This is a genomic window from Moraxella osloensis, from assembly GCF_001553955.1.
Taxonomy (GTDB): Bacteria; Pseudomonadota; Gammaproteobacteria; order Pseudomonadales; family Moraxellaceae; genus Faucicola; species Faucicola osloensis.
Map to the genome: position 1 here is coordinate 1 of NZ_CP014236.1, position 23,492 is coordinate 23,492.

Below are 23,492 nucleotides of genomic sequence, written 5' to 3' on the forward strand. Positions count from 1 at the left end.
AAATTATTAGCTAGCATATATAATTTCGCACAATTTATTTTATGTTAAATAATTTATTTAAAACCAAATATTTACAAAAGAAAAATTCTAAATTTCAAAAATTAAATGCCTGTCAAACTTTAATCTCACAAGCATTTAACTATTTATAAAGTAAAGTTTATTAAATTCCATTATCGGTGTTGTTCTTTTAAATTATCTTCAATACTGAGGATTCTATTGACTCATAAATCTTTAACAACAGTCAACCCTGCGAAGGTCTGAGCAGTAGGCATAAGTTCTAATTCGTTGACATTTAGATGCTCAGGTTGTTCAACCAGCCATGCTACAATATTGGCAATGTCAGTTGGTTGGATATACTCCACACCTTCATACACAGCAGATGCTTTATCATAATCATCTTTAAAACGGACATTACTAAATTCTGTACCACCACATAGTCCAGGCTCTAAGTTAGTGACACGTACTTTTTTGCCCACTAGATCGGCCCGTAAATTTAAACTAAACTGTCGAACAAATGCCTTGGTCGCTCCATACACGTTTGCCCCAAAATAGGGATGATTACCTGCTGTTGAACCGATATTAATAACATATCCGCTGTTTTTAGCGGTCATAAAGGGGAGAATCTCATGGGTAAGATGAACCAATCCCAATACGTTGGTATTAATCATTCTTTGCCAATCATTAAAATTCGCTTTGTCTGCTGGCTCTAATCCTAAAGCAAGTCCTGCATTATTAATAAGTACATCAATATTGGCGAGAAAATCTTGTGGCAGGCTTTGTAAAGCAGTTTTTGTTGTGGCTAAATCGGATATGTCAAAGTTCATTGGAATGAATTTATCACCTTGCCCTTGTGTAGAAAATTGGGCTTTAAGTTTCTCCAGTTTTTCTTGGCGTCTGCCCGTTCCGATAACAGTATTACCTTTTGAAATAAGTAATTCAGCAATCGCTTTACCAAACCCTGACGTTACGCCTGTCACTAAAATATTCATTTTTACTCTCACTTGTTTTAATTGCACCAGCACTCTATTAGGTATTTCAGGGTTAAAAATAGCAAACCTAACTTCTATAAAATAATATTGAATTAACAATAAAGGCGACTACCTGCATAGTGAGTCATATTTGTTTGCTTATGACTAAACGCACTTATTTCCTCACGTTTACGATACTTAACCAAATCAGCTATCGTGCCTATTTTCAAATCGTGTTTTTTGGCAAATGCTATCAAATCGTCACGCCGAGCCATTTCACCATTAGGTTTAATGATTTCAACGATGACGGCAGATGGGTGTAATCCAGCCAATCTTGCTAAATCACAGCCTGCTTCGGTATGCCCATTACGTTGCAGTACACCATTGGGTTTTGCCATGATAGGGAAAATATGACCTGGACTCACCACATCTGTTGCTTTTGCATTGGGTGAGACGGCTGCTTGAATGGTTTTTGCTCTATCAAGAGCAGAAATACCAGTGGTTATGCCTTTGGCAGCTTCAATCGAAACCGTAAAATTGGTACTAAATTGCGACTGATTATTTCGGCACATCAAAGGTAAGTTTAATTTAGAACATTGTTCAGGGGTTAAGGTCAAGCACACAAGTCCTCGAGCGTGAGTAATCATAAAGTTAATATCCTCTGGTCTGACACAAGATGCCGCCATCACCAAATCGCCTTCATTTTCCCTGTCTTCATCATCCAAAATAACAACCATTTTTCCTTGTTTAATATCTTGAATAATCTCATCAATCGTGTTCATTTTATATTACCTTTATCGTATATCTATGGGTAAGACATTGCATTAACAAATGCCTTACCTTAAGTTTTTATTCATACCTATTTTTATCATGAATTATTTTGTTTATTGAATAACTCCAAGAAGCCCCCTAGTGAGTTTTAGTAACACTCAATGCTGGTTCAGCATTCCAATTAGTCGATTCAATGTTTTTGGTATCACTTGTACTATTGATAGCAGGCTCTTCTTTTGAAAAACTGAAAAGTACATTCATCAAAATAGCAATAAAGGTTGCGGTACCGATACCGCCCAAATCAAAACTACCAATATGTAGTGAGTAGTTACCTGTACCCATGATAATTGGTACGGCAGCGACAAACATATTGCTATTTTTACTAAAATCGATATGGGCATTTAGCCAAATTCTTGCCCCTGCAATCACAATCAAACCAAATACCACAATCGACGCACCGCTTAAAATCGCCACAGGAATCGTGCTAATCAAGCTACCAAATTTCGGTGATAAGCCCAATAAAATAGCAAACACCCCTGCAATCACGAATACCACGGTAGAATAAATTTTGGTGGCAGCCATAACGCCAATATTTTCCGCATAAGTGGTCATACCTGTGCCGCCTATTGAGGCAGAAAGCGTGGTACATACCCCATCCGCTAAAAATGCTCGACCCATGTAAGGTGAAATATTTTGTCCTGTCATTGCACCAACGGCTTTAAAATGCCCTAAATTTTCAGCAATCAAAATAATAAACACAGGGGCAATCATCAAAATAGCGTTGGTTTGAAACACAGGATGATGAAAAGTTGGTAAACCAAACCAAGCCGCATTGGCAACTGGTGCAAAGTCAATGGGTTTACCGAGTCCCATCACATTGGCGACCAAAAAGTAAATAATATAAGAAACTACCAAACCCACCAATAGCAACAGTCGACGTACCATACCTTTGGTAAATACCGCTACTGAGCTAATGCAAAGCACGGTCACTAATGCCATCCAAGCATCAAAATTACTGCCTGACACACTCTTGATTGTAACAGGGGCTAAGTTCAAGCCAATAATCATCACAATCGCACCCGTCACCACAGGTGGCATCAGTCGCTCTATCCAATCTGTACCCGTTTTCATAACAATCAAACCGACAATGGCATATAAAATGCCACAAACGATGGTACCGCCCAATGCCAGTTCAATATTTGGGTTAGCCCCTGTACCACTATAACCTGTTGCCGCAGCAACCGCCCCAATAAAGGCAAAACTTGAACCCAAGTAGCTAGGTACATGGCCGCCTGTTATTAAAAAGAACAAAATCGTGCCAAAGCCGGTTATCATCATGGTTAAGCTTGGGTCAAACCCCATTAGCAAGGGTGCAAGAATCGTCGCACCAAACATAGCAAAAGCGTGCTGAGCTCCTAAAATGATATTTTTACCCATGGGTAAATATTCATCAATCTTGACAGGTGTCGTCTCGATATTACCTTGATAAGGTCGCCATTTTACAAACCAATTTTCCATATTGCCCCCTATGTTTGAGTTAAGTAGCTAATGATTGACTTTACTTAATTGATGATAATCTCGGTTAAAATAAACCAAGCTTTGCGATTCAGGTTTATGTCGAATATCCACCACTTCACAGATGAAAATATCGTGCGTACCGACCGTGTTAATGGCTTTAACTTCACAGTCAAAGGATAAAATAGCATCTTCAAGTACAGGTGAGCCTGTTGTTAAGGTCGTCCAATTACCTTGAGCAAAACGTTCTGGCATGGGCGTTTTACCACCAAACAGATTACTCAACTCTTTATGTTCTAACGCCAAGGTATTCACGCACAACACTTTGTTATTTTTAAAGGTTTGATAAACAGAGGCATTTTTATTCAGACACACTAACAAGGTGGGTGGCGTATCGGTCACACTACATACCGCAGAAGCGGTAAATCCGGCCTTACCAGCAGCACCATCCGTTGTAATAATATTTACCGCAGCCGCTAAATTACTCATTGCATTACGATAATTTTGCTGGGTTTCATTCAGTTTGGGTTTTAATAACTGGGTTGAATCACTCTTAATTCTAGCGGTCCCACCCAAAGCTTTTTCAATATTTAATGAATTCATGGTGTCTCCCCTGCACACCAAGCATAGAAATGGAAATGGGTGATTGCTATGCTTGGGTTAAGATTAAAGCGGTAATTTTTTACACTAGATGATTAATTGACAACACCTTCGGTCAAAGCCACCTTTAGTTAAAGTTATTTAGCCAACATGGGCAATAGAAGCGATTTCGACTAACGCATCAGGTTTAACTAAACCACATTGAATACAAAAACGAGCAGGTTTGTCATTTGGGAAAAATTCGGCATATACCGTATTAACCGCTGCATAATCCGCCCAGTCTTTTACAAAAATAGAATTAAAAGTCACATCGTCCATTGTGCCGCCTGCTGTTTCAATCACTTTTTGAATCGTGGTTAATACATGACGGGTTTGAGCTGCCGCATCACTAACATGCACCACGTTATTGTTTTCATCAAACGCAAGCGTCCCTGATACATACACAATATTGTCTGCTTTGGTAGCAGGTACATAGGGTGCTAATGGTTTGCCAGTGCCTTCTGGGATAATGACTGTTTTTGCCATGATAAAATTCCTTATATTGAGTTGTTTATTTGTTAATAATTGATTTTATTTATTTTTTATGGAAAACAGGATTCCATATTTGCGACATTACTCACCCAACCAAAAAAGGTTTTGACGTTGTAAAGTGTGGCGTCATGGGCTTCACGAGGGCCTGCTTGATAACACGCATCATCCAATAAAATGCCGAAATACTCTAAAAAGTAGCCGTCTCGCAAGGTGGATTCAACACAAACGTTGGTGGCAATGCCTGTAAAAATTAAATTACGGATACCACGGACACGCAACATGCTATCGAGACTGGTATTGTAAAAACCGCTATAACGGGGTTTATCAATAACAATATCATCTTTACTGGGCGACAACTCATCGATTAAATCATAGTCCCAACCACCTTTTGCCAACAGCTTGCCATTGAGTTCTGGTTTTTGTCGCATGGTTTTTAGGGCGTTTGATTTATGAAAGTTCGGTGAGCCTTCACCGCCTGCTTCCACATAATTCTCATCCCAACCATTACGAAAAAAGATAACTTGGATACCTGCTTTATGAGCAATATCAATGGCTTTTTTAATTTGGGCAACGACAGGGGTAGTCTTAGACACATCAAACCCTGCCAAGTCCAAATAGCCACCCATACTGGTATAAGCATTTTGCATATCGACAATGATGAGAGCCGTTTGGGCTGGATCTAGTTTGATAGACTCTGGCTCAGCTTTTAACACAGGTGCAGTTTCTGAAGTAAAATTTGCACAAACGATAGATTCAGAATTCATTTTATTGCTCCTTAAGCCACTGATTTGCTGACTTGACTAGCAATTGGACTATCCACATCAATGCGACTTTTCATCAAAGGTTGAATGCGAGTACCAAAGTCCTCAACGCCTTGGATAAAATCATCAAAAGTCAAAAGAATACCGTCCGTGCCTTTAATTTCAGCGATTGCATCGAGCATACTGGCGACTTTCTCGTATGAACCCATCAGCGTACCCATATTGATATTGACAGGCGACACGCTTGACGCCATGTGGCGAATATTGGTATCACTGCCCGAAGTCTTATCTTTGCTACCTTGGTCTTGTAACCAAGCAATTGCTTCCATATCTGCCCCTTCGTTATAGCTTTGCCATTTAGCCTGAGCCTTTTCATCCGTTTCATCGGCGATGACCATAAACAGTACATAAGTCGAGACATCACGACCTGTTTTATCGGTTTGGGCTTTTAAGCGGTCGTTAATGGGTGCATAAGCAGTTGGGGTATTTAAGCCTTTACCAAACACAAAGTTGTAATCGGCATATTTTGCTGAGAAGGCTAAACCATCATCGGATTGACCTGCACAAATGATTTTCATGTCCGCTTGTGGCATAGGTTTGACTTGGCAATCATCCATGTTAAAGAATTCGCCTTTAAAATCAGACTGCCCTGTTTCAAACAGTTGTCTTAAAATTTGGACATACTCGGATAAATATTGATAGCGTTTGCCAAAGTACTCCTCCCCTGGCCACATACCCATTTGGCTATATTCAGGTTTTTGCCAACCTGTTACCACATTTAAACCAAAACGTCCATTTGAAATCGAGTCAATGGTTGACGCCATACGAGCGACAATCGCAGGTGGCATGACTAGCGTTGCGGCAGTTGCGTAGATTTTTATTTTTGAGGTGACGGCGGCTAAACCTGCCATCAAGGTAAAGGTTTCTAAGTTATAATCCCAAAATTCGGTTTCGCCACCAAAGCCCCGCAATTTAATCATCGACAGGGCAAAATCAAAGCCATAGTGTTCAGCACGTTGTACGATTTCTTTATTTAATTCAAACGTAGGTTTGTACTGTGGTGCATTTTTTGAAATAAGCCAACCGTTGTTACCAATCGGACAAAAGATACCTACTTTCATATTGTTACCTTCCTTCTTCTAAGAATGCTTGTATAAATGAATTTTGGGGTTATGAAAAAAATTATGAAATCAAAATTTCTCATATTTTCTCTATTGCATTTAGCGTGCCAATATTTAATACTATTAAAATCAATATTTTATGCAAATTTTATAAAATTTAAATTTGACCAAATGGTCAAATTCATTCATCATATTTGTGCATATGCTTCAAACAGGTGCAAGGTAAAGGTGATTTTTTGGTGAAATTTAATAGATAATGTTGTTATAAATCTGCAAACAAAGCTTAAGATTTAAACGAATAAGGCAATTGTTATGAAAAACGCAATCAATCCAGAAACTGATAAAACAAGTCTCAAACGCAAAGAGATTTTACAAGCTGCCTTGGTCGAATTTTCTCAATTGGGGCTTAATGGAGCCCGCATTGAAACGATTGCCAAAAAAGCCAATATGTCAAAGTCTAATTTATTGTATTATTTTGATAATAAAGAAGATTTATATGTTGTCGTTTTAGAAGATGTGTTGACAGAATGGTTAACGCCACTTGCTGGACTGGAAACCAAAGCAGAGCCAAAAGAGGCTTTGAAAAATTATATTGCCGTCAAATATGAGCTATCCAAAAATAACCCCGAATCTTCAAGGCTATATGCCCTAGAAATTATGCAGGGAGCCCCGCATTTGATGAACGTATTAAAAGGACCACTTAAAAAACTGGTTAAGCAAAAGGTTCAGGTCATCGAGACATGGATAGAACAAGGGAAACTAAAAGCCGTCTCTCCCTATCATCTTATTTTTCATATTTGGGCGGTAACCCAGCATTATGCGGATTTTGCTGTGCAGACTGACGCCGTCGTGGGTAAGACTTTATCCAATAAAAAATTTACCACTGAGGCAAAACAAACCAGCTTTCAATTATTGGTTGATAGTTTAATCCCTTAGCAAAGGTGTTTTCACCCACGTTAGTATTGGTATGATTCTTGAATAGTTCATTTTTAGTTGATTAGTCATTAAAAATGGATAAAGGCAAGAATGTATGACAGTAGAAATTTTTCCCTGTAACGATAAATCTATTACAAAAACGCTGGTTTTTAGCTCTGGTTTAGGCGGTCATGCGAATTTTTGGCAACCGCAAATTGACTTTTTTACCCAACATTTTCAGGTGTTATGTTATGACCAACAAGGCGTGCAGCAAGATAGCGAGTTATTGTCTTCTAACTATCAGCTCAAAGATTTAGCGACTGAACTTGTTGACATTTTAAAGTGTAACAATTTATCCAGTTGTCATTTTGTCGGTCATGCACTCGGTGCTTTTATTGGATTAGAGGTCGCAGCCCAAGCGCCTCAATTATTAGAAAAATTGGTTTTGCTCAATCCTTGGGATGAACTCGATTTTTATACCCTAAAATGTTTTAATTTACGTCAAAGTTTACTTGAGCATACAGGTATTGAGGCATATGTTAAGGCCCAAGCCATTTTTTTATACCCACCGCAGTGGATTTCAGAAAATGCCCAAATTTTAACCGAACAAGAAAATCAAGCCATTGTAAAATTCGCACCCATACCCAATGTTCTGGCTCGCTTAAACTCCTTAAAAGCCTACCAACCCAAAACAACCGCAGCAACCGTCAATCATCCAACTTTAGTGATAAGCAATGCCGATGACACCTTAGTGCCTTGGCAACGGGGCCTATCACTGACTCAAAATATGCCCCATGCCAAATTTAACCTGATGGCGACAGGTGGTCATGCTAGCACCGTCACTCAACCAACAATGATGAATCAAACGATTTTAAAATTTTTAATCTAGTTAACTTTTAACCTAACTAAATAGAAAAAGGATAAAAAAATGTCTGTATATAATCAAAGTCTTAGCGATGAAAGTTTAAATCAATTATTTCATCAAGCTAGAACATTCAACCATTGGCAAGACAAACCAGTTTCAGATGAGATATTGCAACAACTTTATGACTTGGTAAAGCTCTGTCCAACATCGGCTAATTGTTCGCCCGCTCGCTTTGTCTTTGTCAAATCTGCCGAAGCCAAAGAAAGATTAAAACCTGCTCTGTCTTCAGGGAATGTTGAAAAAACCATGAATGCCCCTGTCACTGTGATTGTCGCCTATGATGAATCTTTTTACGAAAAACTCCCTCAACTATTCCCCCATACCGATGCTAAATCATGGTTTACCTCTAGCCCCGAGATGGCAAAAGAGACCGCCTTTCGTAACAGCTCGATGCAAGCGGCTTATTTGATTATGGCTTGTCGTAGCTTGGGACTCGATACAGGCCCGATGTCTGGCTTTCAAATCAATGTGGTTGATGCCACCTTCCTAGCAGGTACTCAGTGGAAATCTAATCTATTAATTAATATAGGCTACGGTGAAAAAGAGAAACAGTATTCACGCTTGCCAAGATTGGCTTTTGAGGAGGCTTGTAAAATCGTATAATATAATTTTTGTTGATTATTTTATCTCTTATTAGAAACCCAAACATAGTTTTGGGTTTCTACATTTAAAATTTTTCTAAATCCATCTTTTAAAGAAATAGTCGTTTAGCCACCCTTCTGTAATAACTTATTATCCATAAAAAAGTCACAAACTATACTGATCATAAGTTTTTTACTACTCCCAACTTTGATTATGTTAAATACCAATCTTTCTTGTCTCACATTATCTCATTCTAAATCTTGGTACGTTATCATTTTTGCGCTCTTTTGGCAGCGTTTTAACTTCATCTTTGAGCTCATTATACCAGCCCAAACTCTGTGGACGGCTATTAACATAATTGGTTTTCTGTTGAGGCGATAATGGCTGCTTGGTCTCAGTATTGATTTTAACCACATTGCTAAATTGATTGCTTAGGCTATTAAATAATTGTTTGAGTAAATTGATGATCAACTCAATAATTGCTTTAACTGCATTGTGTAACTGGTTAAATCCGACTGCAACTTTGTCAATTCGCTCACTTTGTCCACTAAATCCGTTTTTAACGTTTCCAGCTCGCTGATTAAGCTTTCTAAGCTTTGCTGCTCGCTGTTGCTCTGCGATATACTGCTCTGTAATGTCTTTATCGAAGCCTTTAAATCTGTCAGTGACTTTTCGAACTCGCTTTCGTCGACGATTTGTATAACATCCAAGCGGGTCAAGGTTGATTGGATCTTGTCTTGCAAGTTTTGAAATTCTTCTTGTCCTTTTTTCAGTGTTGCTATCTCGGCGGTCTGTAGCTTGTCTAATTCGGTCAAGTAGTCGCTGATTTGCTGGTTGTGTTGCTGGGTTTTTTGCTGTATCTGTTGGTCGAGGTGTACTAACAGTTGTTGATATAAGCTGGGCAACATCAATTCCAGATGTTTTTGTACCATCTTGTCGATTGTCTGCGGTTGCTGCTGCTTGAGTTGGTTGAGCGTCTGGCTCACTTGGCTGTACAAATCGCTCGACAGCTTGTTTAAGCTCTCGGTAATGAGTTGTTGGGTGGTAATGGGTTGCATGGTTATTTTTCTCTAATTGGGACGGTAATACGGGTTTTGGCTGATAAATAAAGTCGGATAGCCAAAACCGTTGTTCTGACACACGGCGTTTTTTGGATTTTTGGGAGTGATATTGATACCACCACCATACACCGCCTGGATATCCGTAAGGGCTTGGGCTTGATATTGAAGTGGTGTACGATTGATTTGTTGATTGAGTAAGCTTAGCTCCTTTTGACTTTGGTCGACCAAGATCTTGGTCTCTTGCCAATCCTGGTACTGGCTGTAATTCATCAGAGTCAGAATCAGCATCAGCAGTATCAATCCCCCCAATAGGCTGCCCATCACGATTCCTAGGCGCAGTTTGTTGCGTGCCATTTGCCCAATCAGCGCCCTGCTCTGTTGTTGGCTGTCCTCGATAGCTTCGATATCCGCTTGATGATTCGCCTCCATCTGCGCCCGTAGGGTTTGTTGCTGCTGTTGGTGATGCTGCAGGGTGGTTCTTGTCTCGTTGGTTATGGCTTGATGCAGTTGATTGCCCTGCTCCGTCAGGTGAGTTTGAATGCGCTGATAATCGTCGCTCGTCTGCTGCTTGAGCTGATCCATTTGCTCCAACATCCCAAGCAAGGCCTGTTTGGCGCTCTCCAAGGTCTGACAGGTCTGATTGAGCCAGCTTTGATGCTGCTTTAGATGACTGTCGCTTAAGCTTCGACTGCTCTTTTGATACTGCTCGAGCAGCTCGCAAATTTTCGTCATACCGCTGATAATGTCGTTCTCGACGTTTTTCAAGCTCGCTTGGAAAAATTGTTTCTGCTGTTCTAAGCTGGTCTTCTCTTGTTCCTGCTGGGATTGGATTTGCTGATTGGTTTGGGCCTGTGCGTTGTGCAATGTAGCTAATAATGGATTGGGTGACGTCTCGCTCATAAATGACACCTTTAAGTTTTATATTTTTTTTGGTGGGGTCAGGGTTTTTAATACTGATACTGTCTTTGCCTCTGCGAGAGATTTCGAAACCGAAGTCTTCAAGCAATTTTGCAACGTCATCTTGACAGGTTAAAGGCTCATCGGTTTGTTGTCGCAATGCCGCTTGAGTTAGTACCACATCGGTGAGTTGTTGTTTAAAATCCTCAATGCTTTGGTAGTGTTTGAGCTTATCGATAATTTTTTGCTTATTCGACTGATCCCAGTCTTTCAACAGATTTGGACCAATACTGGGAGTCACATCCCGACGGTTTTCTAAATCAGAAGGATTGATAAAACCATACTTATCATTGGTCAAATTTTTCCAGCTATTAACAAGGTTCAAATCACGATTGTGATAATAGACTTGTAGATGATTGCCCGATATCAACTCAACATTAGGAAAGACAAAGTTAAGCTCGACCCGACCTTTATCCGTATGTTCAACCCAATAACTGGTGTATTGATACGGTTCAAGACCAACAAACATCATGGCTTCAAAGTCGGCCATGATGTCAAACTTTTGAGCTTCGGTGAGTTTGTCATCCTCATGAAAGCTTAGACAGCCTGAGGTATAAACTTTGGCAAATGGCAAGCCATTAATAATCTCAGTGACTTCATCAGCATCACCCAATAGCAAACGGGCTTTGTCACGCGGTTGAGTGTGAGTCCCGAGTAAATAATGTTTTACGGCACTGCCCCCTAATGTGCGCCTGTCATCATCAGTGCCGCCTCGTTTAAAGAATTTCAATAGCACAGTATCACCCAGTCACAAGGTTATTTAGCTTGCCCTTTTTTAGTGTGAAACTTCCATTGGCATAGCAATAGAATCATCAATGTCTTCAGTCGCATGATCCTCACCTTCCCCCGCAGTAAAGTAATTTTTTTTGACTTGATACTGGGCTTTTAACCCAGCCAATTGTTCAGCCATATTATCAATGGCTAGTGCTAAATTTAGGGTATCAATCGGACGTTTGGCATTGGCTTGCTCATGGGTATAACGCACCAGTTGATTTAAATTTTTACCCATAGCGTGCAGTTGTTGTAATAGTCTTGGGTCAATCGTCGGAAAATCCCGTTCACGTCTTGTCACCTTTCCCTTAGTTAAAATTGCACGAGCATAGCGAGCCAAACTCATCCCTTCAGCTTTGGCTTCGAGCATAGAAAATTCTTCGTCACTAAAGCGAATGTTAAGCCGCTTATCTCGTAGTTTTTTTAATGAGTTTTTTACCGATACTTTGTCATGGCTTTGCTTTTTTTCGGCTGATTGTTGTGCCATTTTTAGTGCCTATCTATTTTTTATGAAGTCCATTTTTGGTTAAAGGGGGTTTGGGGTCTCCCCAATGAGCACCCATTTTAATCGCAACTATGTGAAGCGATAAATGGGTGCTTGGGGTTTCAAAAGGGGGCAAGCCCCCTTTGCCAGGACGCAGAGACAGTCAATTTACGTTAGTAAATTTGGTGTCTATGCATGTGCTGGCTATGCCAATTTTTTTTCATTTATATTGGTTAGGTTAGCATACTAATTTTTGGTTGTCATCTCATGGAATTGATGCAGTTCTGTATCTGAGTTAGTGATAGTTCTTTGGTGGGTTGTGAGACTTTCTATGTAGGATAAATTTGTTTTCGATAAATCCTTCCCTATTCTTTTAATTATTTGAAAGAGAGTATGATTTGCTAAAGATAGTAGAAATTATTAGTGAATTTGGTTGGATCGGTACAATCTTTTTGGTGGAATCTTTAGTGTGGGTCTATTGTGGGTTAAATATTTTTGAGATGGTTCTTTTGAAAAAGACAGCCAGTTCATTTTCGTTAGCTGTCTTTTTTAAGCAAGATCTTTATGTTTTTTTTATGATGGCATTCATAAAATGATTTTAGCCGATAAGATTTTAGAAGGGACAATCATAGTCTTCATTATAGAATTGTTCTGCTGAAAAATTGCTGTCAAATGGCTGTTGGATAAATTGGTGACAGTCATCGCATATCCAATTGAATTTTTGGTTCTGATAGTTATAGGTCGGTTCGTAGATTTGTCGCATGATGTTGCACTCTCTACAGTGGGTTTGGGTGTCATAGATTTTGAAGTGGCTGACCATTATCCTTAGTAACGGTGCACTGATGTTGTAATACTGACAGATATGTGTGATGTGATCTAAATGATTGCCGTGAGTCTCTAGTGGGGTTTCAAAGTAGTCACGCACAATGATGGTTTGTTGTTCACTGATGTGGTTTTTTGCGAGGTATTTGTAGTCCATATGATGGTCCTTTTTTTAGGTTAGCCTTGTGGTTTTAGCGGTTGTTAAAGGGACTTGTTCTATGCTATTTCTGGCATAAGTTTTAGAAATTTATGTTCAAGTTGTTGGTATTTTTCTTGGTCGTCGTTTACGTCTATTTCGTCTAATATTTCTGAAATCCATGTTTGAATGGCTTGGGTGTTGTTGCAGCGTTTGATGAGTCCTAGAAACAGGTAAAGGTTGTCACCTGGTTGTATCCGCTGTTCTTTGATTAGTTGGCTTGTAAGCTTATTAATTTGCTGTTGGCGGTTTTTTCTTTGGTCAAGTTGATCATAGAGGTGTTGGATGACGGGGTTTGGGTGCATTTTTGTGCTCCTTGTGGGATAATTTTTGGTAAATTATTCATTCCTATGCGATAATAGTAAATCAAAAGAAAATATAATTTTCTTTATATTTAATTTTGTTTTCTCTACAGGAAATAAATTAAAACATAAAGAAAACTAAGTCAAGCATTTTTTGTCATTTATCTGGTTTTTCTATGATTAAGTTGAATTTACCTGTGCTTTTTGCCCAACGTGGGCTCCGTGTTGCAGATGCAGAGCGTGATTCGGGTGTAAATCGGACAACGCTTTATCGGCTTTTTAATAATGAATCCTCTCGGATTGATTTTGAGACGTTAGATAAGTTGTGCATTTATTTGGATTGCGAGCCCAAAGATGTGTTTATTTTCGAGAAACCTGTCGCTGAAAGTCAGCCATCAAGTTAATATTTATTTTTAGGATATATTATGACCGCTATTTTGCAACGTGCAGAGCTGCAACGTCGTATTTGGCAAATTGCTAATGATGTGCGCGGTTCTATCGATGGTTGGGATTTTAAGCAGTATGTGTTGGGGGCGTTATTCTATCGCTTTATCAGTGAGAATTTTGCTAGTTATATCGAAGGGGGTGACGATAGCGTCAATTACGCCACATTCCCCGATGACAGTCCTATTTTAGCCAGTATCAAAGATGATGCGATTAAGACCAAAGGCTATTTTATTTATCCCAGTCAGCTATTTAGCAATGTGGCGAAAAATGCTAACACCAATGACAGTTTAAATACGGATTTAGCCAATATTTTCTCAGATATTGAAGCGTCTGCCCTAGGCTACCCTTCCGAACCTGATATTAAAGGGTTATTTGGCGATTTTGACACCACCAGTAGCCGTTTAGGTAATACAGTCGCAGACAAAAATAAACGCCTTGCGGCCGTGCTAAAAGGTGTGGAAAATTTAGATTTTGGTAATTTTGAAGACAATCATATTGATTTGTTTGGTGATGCGTACGAATTTTTGATTTCTAACTATGCTGCCAATGCAGGCAAATCAGGCGGTGAATTTTTTACCCCACAACACGTTTCTAAATTGATTGCTCAACTGGCATTACATGGTCAGACAACCGTAAATAAGATTTATGACCCTGCGGCGGGTTCGGGGTCGCTATTATTGCAAGCCAAAAAGCAATTTGATGAGCATATCATTGAGGAAGGTTTTTTTGGACAAGAAATCAATCACACGACCTACAATCTGGCTCGTATGAATATGTTTTTGCATAATATCAATTACGACAAGTTTAATATCATGCTCGGCGACACCCTACTTGAGCCCCATTTTGGCGATGATAAACCGTTTGATGTGATTGTGTCGAATCCCCCCTACTCGGTCAAATGGGTGGGTAGCGATGACCCAACGCTAATTAATGACGAGCGTTTTGCCCCTGCGGGCGTACTGGCTCCTAAGTCAAAGGCAGATTTTGCCTTTATTCTGCACGCCTTGGCATATTTATCGAGTAAAGGACGGGCGGCGATTGTCTCTTTCCCAGGTATCTTCTACCGTGGCGGTGCGGAACAAAAAATCCGACAATACTTGGTCGATAACAACTTTGTCGAAACGGTGATTTCACTTGCCCCCAACTTGTTTTTTGGTACGTCGATTGCGGTAAATATTCTAGTTTTATCAAAACATAAAGCCGATAATAAAACCCAGTTTATTGATGCCAGTAAGTTGTTTAAAAAAGAAACCAATACTAACACGCTAACCGATGACCATATTGCCCAGATTATCGATGTTTTCGCCAGCAAAACAGATATTCCCTATTTTGCCAAGTCGGTCGAAAATCGTGAGATTGCCGAAAATGACTACAATTTAGCGGTGAGTAGCTATGTGGAAGCCGAAGACACCCGTGAAGTGATTGATATTCAAACATTAAATGCCGAACTTGCCCAGACGGTTGCCAATATTGATAGGTTACGCAAAGAGATTGATGCAATTGTGGCGGAGATTGAGGCATGATAACACTCTATCACGGTAGCAATGTCGCTGTCGATATGCCAAAGATTTTACCCAATTTACGAGCCTTAGATTTTGGTTGTGGATTTTATTTGACCAGTAGCTATGCTCAAGCGGAACGCTGGGCGAAACTGGTTTTTAAAAGACGTCAACAGGGACAAGCCATTATCAATATTTATTCCTTTGATGAAGAGCGTGCGATTGCTTTAAATTTGATGCACTTTGAAAACGCCGATGCCGATTGGCTCGAATTTGTCGTTAATAATCGCAAAGCGTTAAAACTTTTTGATTTTGATATCGTGATTGGTCCTGTTGCTAATGATGCCACTTTACCTGTCATTGATGATTATATGGATGGCAGATACACCCAAGAAGAAGCGGTTCGGCGTTTATTACCGCAGAATTTGACTGACCAATATGCGTTTTGTAGTGAGATTAGCTTAGGCTATTTGACTTATCAGGGGAGCAAAATCGTATGAACGCTGTATCAGCCCGAACATTAGATTTTTTTGACCGTCATGTGGTGCAACATATCGTTGAAAAATACGGTTTTGATGAATTGCAAGCGATTAAGGCGTTTATCAGCTCTGAAACCTATGCCATGTTACAAGACCCAGAGCTTGAGTTATACAAGGTAAGTCCCTTGATTATTTTTGATATGTGGGAAAGTGAGCAAGTGACAGGCAATCCACGCAATTCACTGTATTTACGGGCGGATGAAGTATGAGCAAGGAATACGCATTTTTTATTTATTTGTTAGAGCGTTATGCTGAGTATCGACAGGTTTCGGCTCAAAAGGTTTTGGCAATGTGGGAATCGTTAGGGATTACGCAGTTTATCGTGGATATGTATGAGTTATACCATATTGAGCGATTGGAAAATGCCTTTGCGGATATTGATAGAATGATGGCGGAGGCAGGGGCGTGAGTGCGATTTTGAATAAGTTGTTAAAAGGGCAAAAAGTTGAGTGGAAAACGCTTGGGGATGTTTCTGTTTTATACGGTGGTTTGACTGGAAAAAATAAAGCTGATTTTGAAAACGGTAACGCCAAATATGTAAGTTATAAAAATATTTTTGCAAATTTGGCGGTGGATTTACAAAATCTTGGTACTGTAAAAGCTAATGACAATGAAAAACAACATTTCATAAAACATGGTGATATTTTATTTACGGGTTCATCAGAAACTCAAGCTGAAGCGGGAATTTCATCAGTTGTTACAGAACATCCAATTGAAAAAATTTATTTAAACAGTTTTTCATTTGGTTTAAGATTTAATGATGATGTTGAATTAATGCCAGAGTTCACTAAATTTTTATTTCGTGGTGACTTAATGCGTACACAAATTGCACGTACAGCAAGTGGCGTTACTCGTTTTAATATCTCTAAGGAAAGGTTTAAAAAAATCCAAGTTCCAATCCCACCGCTTGACGTTCAAGCCGAGATTGTACGAATTTTGGACACATTTACAGCCGTTACAGCCGAGCTTACAGCCGAGCTTACAGCCGAGCTTAACATGCGAGAAAAGCAATATCAATATTACCGTGATAAATTGCTTTCGTTTTCCAGTGATGAAATTAATTGGAAAAGTTTGGGTGAACTTGGACAATTAATTCGTGGTAATGGTTTGCAGAAATCTGATTTTACAGAAGATGGATTTCCTGCAATTCATTACGGGCAAATTTATACTTTTTATGGCACATTTGCAGATAAGACCAAATCTTTTGTTTCTGAAAATTTGGCTAAGAAATTAAAAAAGGCTCAAAATGGTGACGTGCTACTTGCTGGTACAAGTGAAAATATACAGGACGTTATGAAACCTTTAGGTTGGTTAGGCAATGAAATAGCTATTTCTGGTGATATGTTTGCCTTTCGCCCAAATACTGAACTTGATACAAAATACTTAACTTATCTTTTGCAAACCACTGAGTTTCAGAAATATAAAGAAAAATACGCACATGGCACAAAAGTTACTAGGTTGAATGCAGAAAAATTTTTAAGGTAGGACTTACGCAAAAAGCATAAAATTTTGCGAAAGCGGATAAAAATATAGTATAGTCAATCCTAAATTATAGTAAGCACCGTTTGCCCTGAGCTTGTCTAAGGGTAACGGTCGTTATGGTTCGACAGGCCTACCACGAACGACCCTGTTCGATATAATTCAGTTTTCACTATAGCATAAAGAGATGAAGAAAAAAGCTATCACCCGCTTAGACTACTGTCAATATTTACTGGTAAGCCAAACCAATTACACCCTTACCAACTACGCAGAACATCATCCTGAATCAATTAGTCATGACCGCATCAATCGATACCTACGTCATGACAAACTAAAACCCAAGCTCGTATGGGAAAAAGTCAAAGACGACATCGTATTAGACGACGATGGCTATCTTATCTTTGATGACAGCATACTCGATAAAAATCATAGTCACAAAATCGAATTGGTTAATCGCCAATACAGTGGCAACGCCCATCGCATTATTAAAGGCATCTGCATCGTTAACTGTATCTATGTCAATCCAAAGACCGAACAATACTGGCTCATTGATTACCGTATTTATGACAAAACCACCGATGGCAAAAGCAAACTTGACCATCTAAAAGACATGCTACAGCACAGTATTGAACACAAACAAATTAAATTCAAATATGTGCTCATGGATACATGGTATGCCACCAAAGACATTATGCTGTATATTGATAACTTACAAAAAATCTATTATTGTCCTTTAAAATCCAATCGAAAAGTCGATGATTCAAAAGGAGTAAACCCTTACAAAGCAGTCAACGAATTAACTTGGACTGACCAAGAGCAACAAAATGGCAAACTGATTAAAATACATGCCTTTCCTAAAGATTACAAAGTGCAACTGTTCCGAGTAGTGGTTAATGAAAACCGCACGGACTGGATTGTCACCAATGACACCACTCAGGATTCATCAGATGGCACACGATTGGTGTGTGCCATCCGCTGGAAGATTGAGCAGTTTCACCGAGAACTTAAACAACTCACTGGTATTGAAGCTAATCAGTGTCGTAAGGCTCGTATTCAGCGGAATCATATTTGTTGTTGTATGCTGGTTTGGCTGCAGTTAGCCAGACAGGCTAAACGGTTAAAACAATCTTTATATCAGGTTAAAAGGGGTTTACTCAGTGATTATTTGCGTGAGCAGTTACGCTCGCCTTCGGTCGTCTTTGCGTAAGTCCTATAAGGTTTAAAATTGCTATCCCACCGCTTGATAAGCAAAAAAGAATTGTAAATATTTTAGATAAATTTGAAGCCCTAACCCACTCTATCACCGAAGGCTTACCCAAAGAAATCACCCTACGTGAGCAGCAATACGAATACTACCGAGAGCAACTAATTGATTTTCCTAAAAATTAAAATAGCATACATATAAATACATACACACAAATATTTATACCTCATAGTATACATATAAACATATACAGTTAAATTTATATATTTATTAGTAGTTAGATAAATTTATACATTGATACTCATCAATATATAGATAGCCATAAGTTAACATACAACTAACTTGATGATATTTTAGTATATCTATAGATTTATACATTTAACTGTATATTATAAATATATACACATCAATACATACACATATCATTAGCCATTCATAAAGATACCACTATGAGTACGAATTACAAACCCATCGCCGAAACCAATCACTTTATCGTTCTCGACAAATACACCAAAATCGAGCAGACAGGCAGCTATCAGACCGAAGCCGACCTAGAAAAAGAACTCATTGACGACCTGACCAACCAAGGTTATGAATACCGCAAAGACATCACCACCCACGACAAACTATTAGCCAACGCCCGTGAACAACTGCAAAAACTCAACAATCTCACTTTTAGCGATAGCGAATGGCAACGCTTTTTGACCGATTACCTAGACCGCCCAAGCGATACCATTATCGACAAAACCCGCAAAATCTACGATGACTTTGTGCATGACTTTACTTTTGACGATAATCGCCCCCGACAAAACATTTATTTACTCGATAAAAAAAACATTACTCGCAACTCACTACAGGTCATCGGACAATTTAGCCAAACAGGCAAACACCGCAACCGCTATGACGTAACCATCTTGGTCAATGGCTTGCCGTTGGTACAAATCGAACTCAAAAAACGGGGCGTAGCGATTCGAGAAGCCTTTAACCAAGTGCATCGCTATAGCAAAGAAAGCTTTAACAAAGACGAATCACTGTATAAATATCTACAAATTTTTGTCATTTCAAACGGCACGGATACCCGCTATTTTGCCAATACCACCAAACGAGATAAAAACAGCTTTGACTTTACCATGAACTGGGCAAGGTCGGACAATACGCTCATCAAGGATTTAAAAGACTTTACCGCCACATTCTTTGAGAAGAAAACCTTACTCAATGTGCTTTTGCATTACAGCGTGTTTGATGTCAGTAATACGTTACTAATAATGCGACCTTATCAAATTGCTGCCACCGAGCGGATTTTATGGAAAATTAACAGTTCTTTTAATGCCAAAAACTGGAGCAAGGTCGAAAGTGGCGGCTATATCTGGCACACCACAGGCTCAGGCAAGACATTGACCAGTTTTAAAGCGGCACGACTTGCCACCGCCTTGCCGTTTATTGACAAGGTATTTTTCGTGGTTGATAGGAAAGATTTGGATTATCAAACCATGAAAGAATATCGACGTTTTAGCCCCGATAGCGTAAACGGCTCGACCAGTACCGCCAAACTGAAAGAAAACTTGGCAAGCGATGATAATAAAATCGTGGTCACTACCATTCAAAAACTTAACAACCTAATGAAAAGCGAAGATAAATTGCCGATTTATGATAAGCAGGTAGTTTTTATCTTTGATGAATGTCATCGTTCGCAGTTTGGTGAAGCCCAAAAAAACCTGAAGCGTAAATTCAAAAAGTTTTATCAGTTTGGCTTTACAGGAACACCGATTTTCCCAAAAAATGCGTTGGGCTCAGAAACAACCGCCAGCGTTTTTGGGCGTGAATTGCACTCGTATGTGATTACCGATGCCATTCGTGATGAAAAAGTCCTCAAGTTCAAAGTCGATTACAACGATGTGCGTCCACAGTTTAAAGCCATCGAAAAAGAAAAAGACCTTGATAAGCTCACCGTTGCCGAAAATAAGCAGGCTTTGCAACACCCAGAACGCATCAAACAAATCGCCCAATATATCCTAAACAACTTCAAGCAAAAGACCCACCGCCTAAATGCGTCAAATAAGGGCTTTAACGCCATGTTTGCCGTCAGCAGTGTCGATAGTGCCAAATTGTATTACAACGCCTTTAAACAGCTCCACAGTGCCGTAAAAGGAGGCTTAGAACATCCCTTAAAGGTCGCTACCATCTTTTCTTATACAGCGAATGAAGAACAAACGGCAGTGGGGGATATCGTTGATGAAACGTTTGAACCCAGCGCGATGGATGCCACTGCTAAAGAATTTCTTGATTTAGCCATCAGCGACTATAACGCCCAGTTTAAAACCAACTATAGCACCGAAAGCAAATCCTTTGAAAATTACTATAAAGACCTATCCAAACGAGTCAAGGGCAAGAATAGCGACAATAGACCATTACCAGAAGCAGAAAAAATTGATTTGTTAATTGTGGTTGGGATGTTTCTGACAGGCTTTGATGCTCCGACCCTAAACACGCTGTTTGTCGATAAAAACTTACGCTATCATGGTCTGATACAAGCGTATTCTCGTACCAATCGCATTTACGATGCCACCAAAACGTTTGGCAATATCGTGACTTTTCGTGACCTAGAGCAGGCGACTATCGATGCTATTACCCTGTTTGGCGATAAAAACACTAAAAACGTTGTTCTTGAAAAAAGCTATGACGAATATATGCAGGGTTACACCGACGCAAGCACAGGAGAAGCGTGCCGTGGCTACCTTGACGTAATCGCTGAGCTTCAACAGCGTTTCCCAGACCCTGATAATATCGTCACCGAGAAAGACAAAAGAGACTTTGCCAAACTGTTCGGCGAATACCTACGAGCTGATAATATCCTACAAAACTATGACGAATTTGCAGGACTGCAAGCCCTTCAAACGCTAGATATAAACGATGCCGAAGCCGTTGAAACTTTTAAACAAACTTACTATCTTACTGATGATGATATTCAGACCATGCAATCTATCGAAATACCATCAGCAAGGCTTATTCAAGATTATCGATCCAGTTACAACGACATTCGAGATTGGATTCGTCGGCAAAAAGACGCTGATAACCAGAATAAAGCCACTATTGATTGGGATGACGTAGTCTTTGAAATCGATTTGCTCAAATCTCAGGAAATCAATCTGGACTATATTCTTGAGTTAATCTTTGAACACAGCAAAAAGGTTAAAAGCAAAGCCGAATTGGTTGAAGAAATCCGTCGTGTTATTCGAGCCAGTATTGGCAACCGTGCTAAAGAAAGCCTAATCGTGGATTTCATCAATCACACCAATTTAGATACTATCAAAGATAAAGCTAACATCATCGACGAATTTTTTAAATTTGCCCAAGCTGAACAACAAAAAGAGGCCCAAGCTCTCATTGATGATGAAAATCTTAACGCGGACTCAGCAAAACGCTACATCTTAACGTCACTCAAACGTGAATATGCCAGTGAGAATGGTACTGAACTCAATGATATCTTACCCAAAATGAGTCCGTTAAACCCTGAATACCTTACTAAAAAACAGACTGTTTTCCAAAAAATAGCCAACTTCGTTGAAAAATTCAAAGGTGTGGGTGGTAGTCTTTAACTGATGGATTCACTCTAGCTACAATATATAGCTCTAAATGCTCATAGGAATGCTTTAGAGCTATTTTTATATGTATGATTCATAGACATCATTTCAATATAATCAGAGACTATGAACAAAGAAATTCAACAAAGACTCGGATGGATTAAATTATTTGAAGACACGAATGATGCTGGTCTAGTTTGTCGTAGATGTGGTATTTCAAGACCAACGTTACGCAAGTGGTGGAAGCGATACTCTGAACAAGGTATTGAGGGTTTGGCAAGCCAAAGTAAGCGTCCGCTTAAATCACCTAATACCAAAGTTAATCAACACATTGAAGATTTATTATTACAAATGCGGTCTAGTAGAAATCTCGGAGCTAGACGTTTGCAAACGGAACTAATGAGGCTTCATCAAATATCCTTATCTTTGGCGACGATTCATAAAGTATTAACCAATCACCAAGTCAAACCGATTAAGAAATTTCGTCGTAAGGCAGATTACCTACGGTATGAACGCCCACTACCAGGAGATAGAGTCCAAATGGATACCTGTAAAATAGCATCTGGGCTTTATCAATACACCTCAATTGATGACTGTACTAGATATCGGGTACTTAGGCTCTATAACCGCCGTACGGCAGCCAATACGCTGGATTTTTTAGATTGTGTGATTGAGGAAATGCCATTTCCCATTCAAAGAGTACAAACCGATCGTGGACTTGAATTCTTTGCTGAAAAGGTTCAGAAGAAAATGATGGAGTATGGCATCAAATTTAGACCCAATAAACCAGGTTCGCCACATCTCAATGGTAAAGTTGAGCGTTCTCAAAAGACTGATAAAACTGAATTCTATGCAACCGTAGATATCACGTCCGAAAACCTTCAGGACCAATTGGCTGAATGGCAGCATTACTATAATTGGCTAAGACCACATTCAGCTTTGAAGGGAAAAACACCCATGGAGAGGTATTTTGAATTAAGCGAGGAAACGCCTTTTTCTGATGAGGTGCAAAACCAATATAACCCATCAGATGAACGTATTCAAAATGCCAATTATAAAGTGGATTTAGAGATGGCCAAATTGAAACGATCTCTATGAATCATACATTTTATATCAACACCTATCTCCTTTAGCCCTTCCTATTAAATCTTCTCCTAAGCATTCAAAATCGCTTAATAAACTTATTTTACCTATTAATATGAAATTTCGATTTTAAGATCAAGTAATTTCAAGCAAAACAATTAGCCCAACTTTTTATAGATTATACTTTTGTTGATTTAAAAATTGAAAAAAAGTCTTTATTGTAATAATTGTAATATTATATATATTGTAGGAGCTCGCAAAGCCTTATGTAGCAAGGCTTTGCGAGCCAATACATGTACAACTCTTCTAGTTTATATGTACAACTCTTCTAGTTTATATGTACAACTCTTCTAGTTTATATGTACAACTCTTCTTGTG

At 39.2% G+C, this 23,492-nt stretch carries 22 protein-coding genes and 2 pseudogenes; 13 read left to right on the top strand and 11 right to left on the bottom strand.

The genetic code is table 11. From position 1 onward, the window contains the following. Positions 1-221 precede the first annotated feature (221 nt). The 7 genes and pseudogenes from AXE82_RS11175 to rutA all read right to left on the bottom strand — a co-directional run bounded on the left by AXE82_RS11175 (position 222) and on the right by rutA (position 6,267). Positions 222-989: an SDR family NAD(P)-dependent oxidoreductase gene (locus AXE82_RS11175; RefSeq protein ID WP_062335087.1), complete on the bottom strand. Its 768-nt coding sequence runs from the start codon at positions 987-989 to the stop codon at positions 222-224. Between the two features lie 98 nt (positions 990-1,087). After that, positions 1,088-1,750: pseudogene (ribB, locus tag AXE82_RS11180) on the bottom strand (3,4-dihydroxy-2-butanone-4-phosphate synthase); the annotation flags it as partial. A gap of 127 nt (positions 1,751-1,877) precedes the next feature. Continuing rightward, complete coding sequence (locus AXE82_RS11185; RefSeq protein WP_060994624.1) at positions 1,878-3,257, bottom strand: solute carrier family 23 protein; 1,380 nt, start codon at positions 3,255-3,257, stop codon at positions 1,878-1,880. Positions 3,258-3,284: 27 nt separating this feature from the next. Next, complete coding sequence (rutF, locus tag AXE82_RS11190) at positions 3,285-3,857, bottom strand: NADH-dependent FMN reductase RutF (protein WP_060994625.1); 573 nt, start codon at positions 3,855-3,857, stop codon at positions 3,285-3,287. Positions 3,858-3,995: 138 nt separating this feature from the next. Then, positions 3,996-4,379: a pyrimidine utilization protein C gene (gene rutC, locus AXE82_RS11195; RefSeq protein WP_060994626.1), complete on the bottom strand. Its 384-nt coding sequence runs from the start codon at positions 4,377-4,379 to the stop codon at positions 3,996-3,998. A gap of 56 nt (positions 4,380-4,435) precedes the next feature. After that, on the bottom strand, positions 4,436-5,149 hold the full coding sequence (rutB, locus tag AXE82_RS11200; protein ID WP_060994627.1) for a pyrimidine utilization protein B: 714 nt from the start codon (positions 5,147-5,149) through the stop codon (positions 4,436-4,438). An 11-nt stretch (positions 5,150-5,160) separates the two neighbouring features. Next, complete coding sequence (rutA, locus tag AXE82_RS11205; protein WP_060994628.1) at positions 5,161-6,267, bottom strand: pyrimidine utilization protein A; 1,107 nt, start codon at positions 6,265-6,267, stop codon at positions 5,161-5,163. Between the two features lie 312 nt (positions 6,268-6,579). On the opposite strand from rutA, the gene AXE82_RS11215 reads away from it, so the two are divergent. The 3 genes from AXE82_RS11215 to AXE82_RS11225 all read left to right on the top strand — a co-directional run bounded on the left by AXE82_RS11215 (position 6,580) and on the right by AXE82_RS11225 (position 8,710). Then, positions 6,580-7,203 carry a TetR family transcriptional regulator C-terminal domain-containing protein gene (locus tag AXE82_RS11215; protein WP_060994630.1) on the top strand — a complete coding sequence of 208 codons (624 nt, stop codon included), beginning with the start codon at positions 6,580-6,582 and terminating at the stop codon, positions 7,201-7,203. A 94-nt stretch (positions 7,204-7,297) separates the two neighbouring features. Further along, the gene (gene rutD / locus AXE82_RS11220) at positions 7,298-8,071 is read left to right on the top strand and encodes a pyrimidine utilization protein D (RefSeq protein WP_062335089.1); all 774 of its coding nucleotides are present in this window, start codon (positions 7,298-7,300) and stop codon (positions 8,069-8,071) included. A gap of 39 nt (positions 8,072-8,110) precedes the next feature. Continuing rightward, positions 8,111-8,710 (top strand): malonic semialdehyde reductase, encoded by a 600-nt coding sequence (locus AXE82_RS11225; protein ID WP_062335091.1) that lies wholly within the window; start codon positions 8,111-8,113, stop codon positions 8,708-8,710. A 222-nt stretch (positions 8,711-8,932) separates the two neighbouring features. Here AXE82_RS11225 and AXE82_RS11230 read toward each other — a convergent pair whose 3' ends face one another. From AXE82_RS11230 to AXE82_RS11250, 4 genes are all read right to left on the bottom strand, one after another. Continuing rightward, positions 8,933-11,443 (bottom strand): relaxase family protein, encoded by a 2,511-nt coding sequence (locus AXE82_RS11230; protein ID WP_062335093.1) that lies wholly within the window; start codon positions 11,441-11,443, stop codon positions 8,933-8,935. Between the two features lie 39 nt (positions 11,444-11,482). Next, entirely contained in the window at positions 11,483-11,965 is a 483-nt protein-coding gene (locus AXE82_RS11235) for a plasmid mobilization protein (RefSeq protein WP_062335095.1), read from the bottom strand. 610 nt (positions 11,966-12,575) lie between these two features. Beyond that, positions 12,576-12,941: a hypothetical protein gene (locus AXE82_RS11245; protein ID WP_062335098.1), complete on the bottom strand. Its 366-nt coding sequence runs from the start codon at positions 12,939-12,941 to the stop codon at positions 12,576-12,578. A gap of 59 nt (positions 12,942-13,000) precedes the next feature. Continuing rightward, complete coding sequence (locus AXE82_RS11250; protein WP_062335101.1) at positions 13,001-13,285, bottom strand: hypothetical protein; 285 nt, start codon at positions 13,283-13,285, stop codon at positions 13,001-13,003. Between the two features lie 173 nt (positions 13,286-13,458). Between AXE82_RS11250 and AXE82_RS11255 the strand changes: the two genes are divergently transcribed. From AXE82_RS11255 to AXE82_RS11295, 10 genes and pseudogenes are all read left to right on the top strand, one after another. Then, entirely contained in the window at positions 13,459-13,686 is a 228-nt protein-coding gene (locus AXE82_RS11255) for a helix-turn-helix domain-containing protein (RefSeq protein ID WP_062335103.1), read from the top strand. A gap of 18 nt (positions 13,687-13,704) precedes the next feature. Then, positions 13,705-15,252 carry a type I restriction-modification system subunit M gene (locus AXE82_RS11260; protein ID WP_115304631.1) on the top strand — a complete coding sequence of 516 codons (1,548 nt, stop codon included), beginning with the start codon at positions 13,705-13,707 and terminating at the stop codon, positions 15,250-15,252. Next, positions 15,249-15,728, top strand: coding sequence for a DUF3990 domain-containing protein (locus tag AXE82_RS11265; protein ID WP_216635634.1), 480 nt, complete (start codon positions 15,249-15,251; stop codon positions 15,726-15,728). The genes AXE82_RS11260 and AXE82_RS11265 overlap by 4 nt, the downstream gene beginning before the upstream one ends. Beyond that, positions 15,725-15,976 (top strand): hypothetical protein, encoded by a 252-nt coding sequence (locus AXE82_RS11270; RefSeq protein WP_062335108.1) that lies wholly within the window; start codon positions 15,725-15,727, stop codon positions 15,974-15,976. Before AXE82_RS11265 ends, AXE82_RS11270 begins: the two co-directional genes overlap by 4 nt. Beyond that, complete coding sequence (locus tag AXE82_RS11275) at positions 15,973-16,176, top strand: DUF3791 domain-containing protein (RefSeq protein WP_062335110.1); 204 nt, start codon at positions 15,973-15,975, stop codon at positions 16,174-16,176. The genes AXE82_RS11270 and AXE82_RS11275 overlap by 4 nt, the downstream gene beginning before the upstream one ends. After that, the gene (locus AXE82_RS11280; RefSeq protein ID WP_062335111.1) at positions 16,173-17,252 is read left to right on the top strand and encodes a restriction endonuclease subunit S; all 1,080 of its coding nucleotides are present in this window, start codon (positions 16,173-16,175) and stop codon (positions 17,250-17,252) included. Before AXE82_RS11275 ends, AXE82_RS11280 begins: the two co-directional genes overlap by 4 nt. Positions 17,253-17,433: 181 nt before the next feature. After that, positions 17,434-18,453, top strand: a complete 1,020-nt coding sequence (locus AXE82_RS11285; protein ID WP_007115743.1) for an IS701 family transposase — start codon at positions 17,434-17,436, stop codon at positions 18,451-18,453. 11 nt (positions 18,454-18,464) lie between these two features. Next, positions 18,465-18,635: pseudogene (locus AXE82_RS11985) on the top strand (restriction endonuclease subunit S); the annotation flags it as partial. Positions 18,636-18,899: 264 nt separating this feature from the next. Next, entirely contained in the window at positions 18,900-22,046 is a 3,147-nt protein-coding gene (locus AXE82_RS11290; RefSeq protein WP_062335114.1) for a type I restriction endonuclease subunit R, read from the top strand. 111 nt (positions 22,047-22,157) lie between these two features. Then, positions 22,158-23,129 (top strand): IS481 family transposase, encoded by a 972-nt coding sequence (locus AXE82_RS11295; protein WP_062333364.1) that lies wholly within the window; start codon positions 22,158-22,160, stop codon positions 23,127-23,129. Positions 23,130-23,492: the final 363 nt, after the last annotated feature.

What these genes read in the sequence shown, in the direction of transcription:
- AXE82_RS11175 (WP_062335087.1), bottom strand. Translation starts at nt 989, where the DNA reads ATGAATATTTTAGTGACAGGCGTAACGTCAGGGTTTGGTAAAGCGATT.
- AXE82_RS11185 (WP_060994624.1), bottom strand. Translation starts at nt 3,257, where the DNA reads ATGGAAAATTGGTTTGTAAAATGGCGACCTTATCAAGGTAATATCGAG.
- rutF (WP_060994625.1), bottom strand. Translation starts at nt 3,857, where the DNA reads ATGAATTCATTAAATATTGAAAAAGCTTTGGGTGGGACCGCTAGAATT.
- rutC (WP_060994626.1), bottom strand. Translation starts at nt 4,379, where the DNA reads ATGGCAAAAACAGTCATTATCCCAGAAGGCACTGGCAAACCATTAGCA.
- rutB (WP_060994627.1), bottom strand. Translation starts at nt 5,149, where the DNA reads ATGAATTCTGAATCTATCGTTTGTGCAAATTTTACTTCAGAAACTGCA.
- rutA (WP_060994628.1), bottom strand. Translation starts at nt 6,267, where the DNA reads ATGAAAGTAGGTATCTTTTGTCCGATTGGTAACAACGGTTGGCTTATT.
- AXE82_RS11215 (WP_060994630.1), top strand. Translation starts at nt 6,580, where the DNA reads ATGAAAAACGCAATCAATCCAGAAACTGATAAAACAAGTCTCAAACGC.
- rutD (WP_062335089.1), top strand. Translation starts at nt 7,298, where the DNA reads ATGACAGTAGAAATTTTTCCCTGTAACGATAAATCTATTACAAAAACG.
- AXE82_RS11225 (WP_062335091.1), top strand. Translation starts at nt 8,111, where the DNA reads ATGTCTGTATATAATCAAAGTCTTAGCGATGAAAGTTTAAATCAATTA.
- AXE82_RS11235 (WP_062335095.1), bottom strand. Translation starts at nt 11,965, where the DNA reads ATGGCACAACAATCAGCCGAAAAAAAGCAAAGCCATGACAAAGTATCG.
- AXE82_RS11245 (WP_062335098.1), bottom strand. Translation starts at nt 12,941, where the DNA reads ATGGACTACAAATACCTCGCAAAAAACCACATCAGTGAACAACAAACC.
- AXE82_RS11250 (WP_062335101.1), bottom strand. Translation starts at nt 13,285, where the DNA reads ATGCACCCAAACCCCGTCATCCAACACCTCTATGATCAACTTGACCAA.
- AXE82_RS11255 (WP_062335103.1), top strand. Translation starts at nt 13,459, where the DNA reads ATGATTAAGTTGAATTTACCTGTGCTTTTTGCCCAACGTGGGCTCCGT.
- AXE82_RS11265 (WP_216635634.1), top strand. Translation starts at nt 15,249, where the DNA reads ATGATAACACTCTATCACGGTAGCAATGTCGCTGTCGATATGCCAAAG.
- AXE82_RS11270 (WP_062335108.1), top strand. Translation starts at nt 15,725, where the DNA reads ATGAACGCTGTATCAGCCCGAACATTAGATTTTTTTGACCGTCATGTG.
- AXE82_RS11275 (WP_062335110.1), top strand. Translation starts at nt 15,973, where the DNA reads ATGAGCAAGGAATACGCATTTTTTATTTATTTGTTAGAGCGTTATGCT.
- AXE82_RS11285 (WP_007115743.1), top strand. Translation starts at nt 17,434, where the DNA reads ATGAAGAAAAAAGCTATCACCCGCTTAGACTACTGTCAATATTTACTG.
- AXE82_RS11290 (WP_062335114.1), top strand. Translation starts at nt 18,900, where the DNA reads ATGAGTACGAATTACAAACCCATCGCCGAAACCAATCACTTTATCGTT.
- AXE82_RS11295 (WP_062333364.1), top strand. Translation starts at nt 22,158, where the DNA reads ATGAACAAAGAAATTCAACAAAGACTCGGATGGATTAAATTATTTGAA.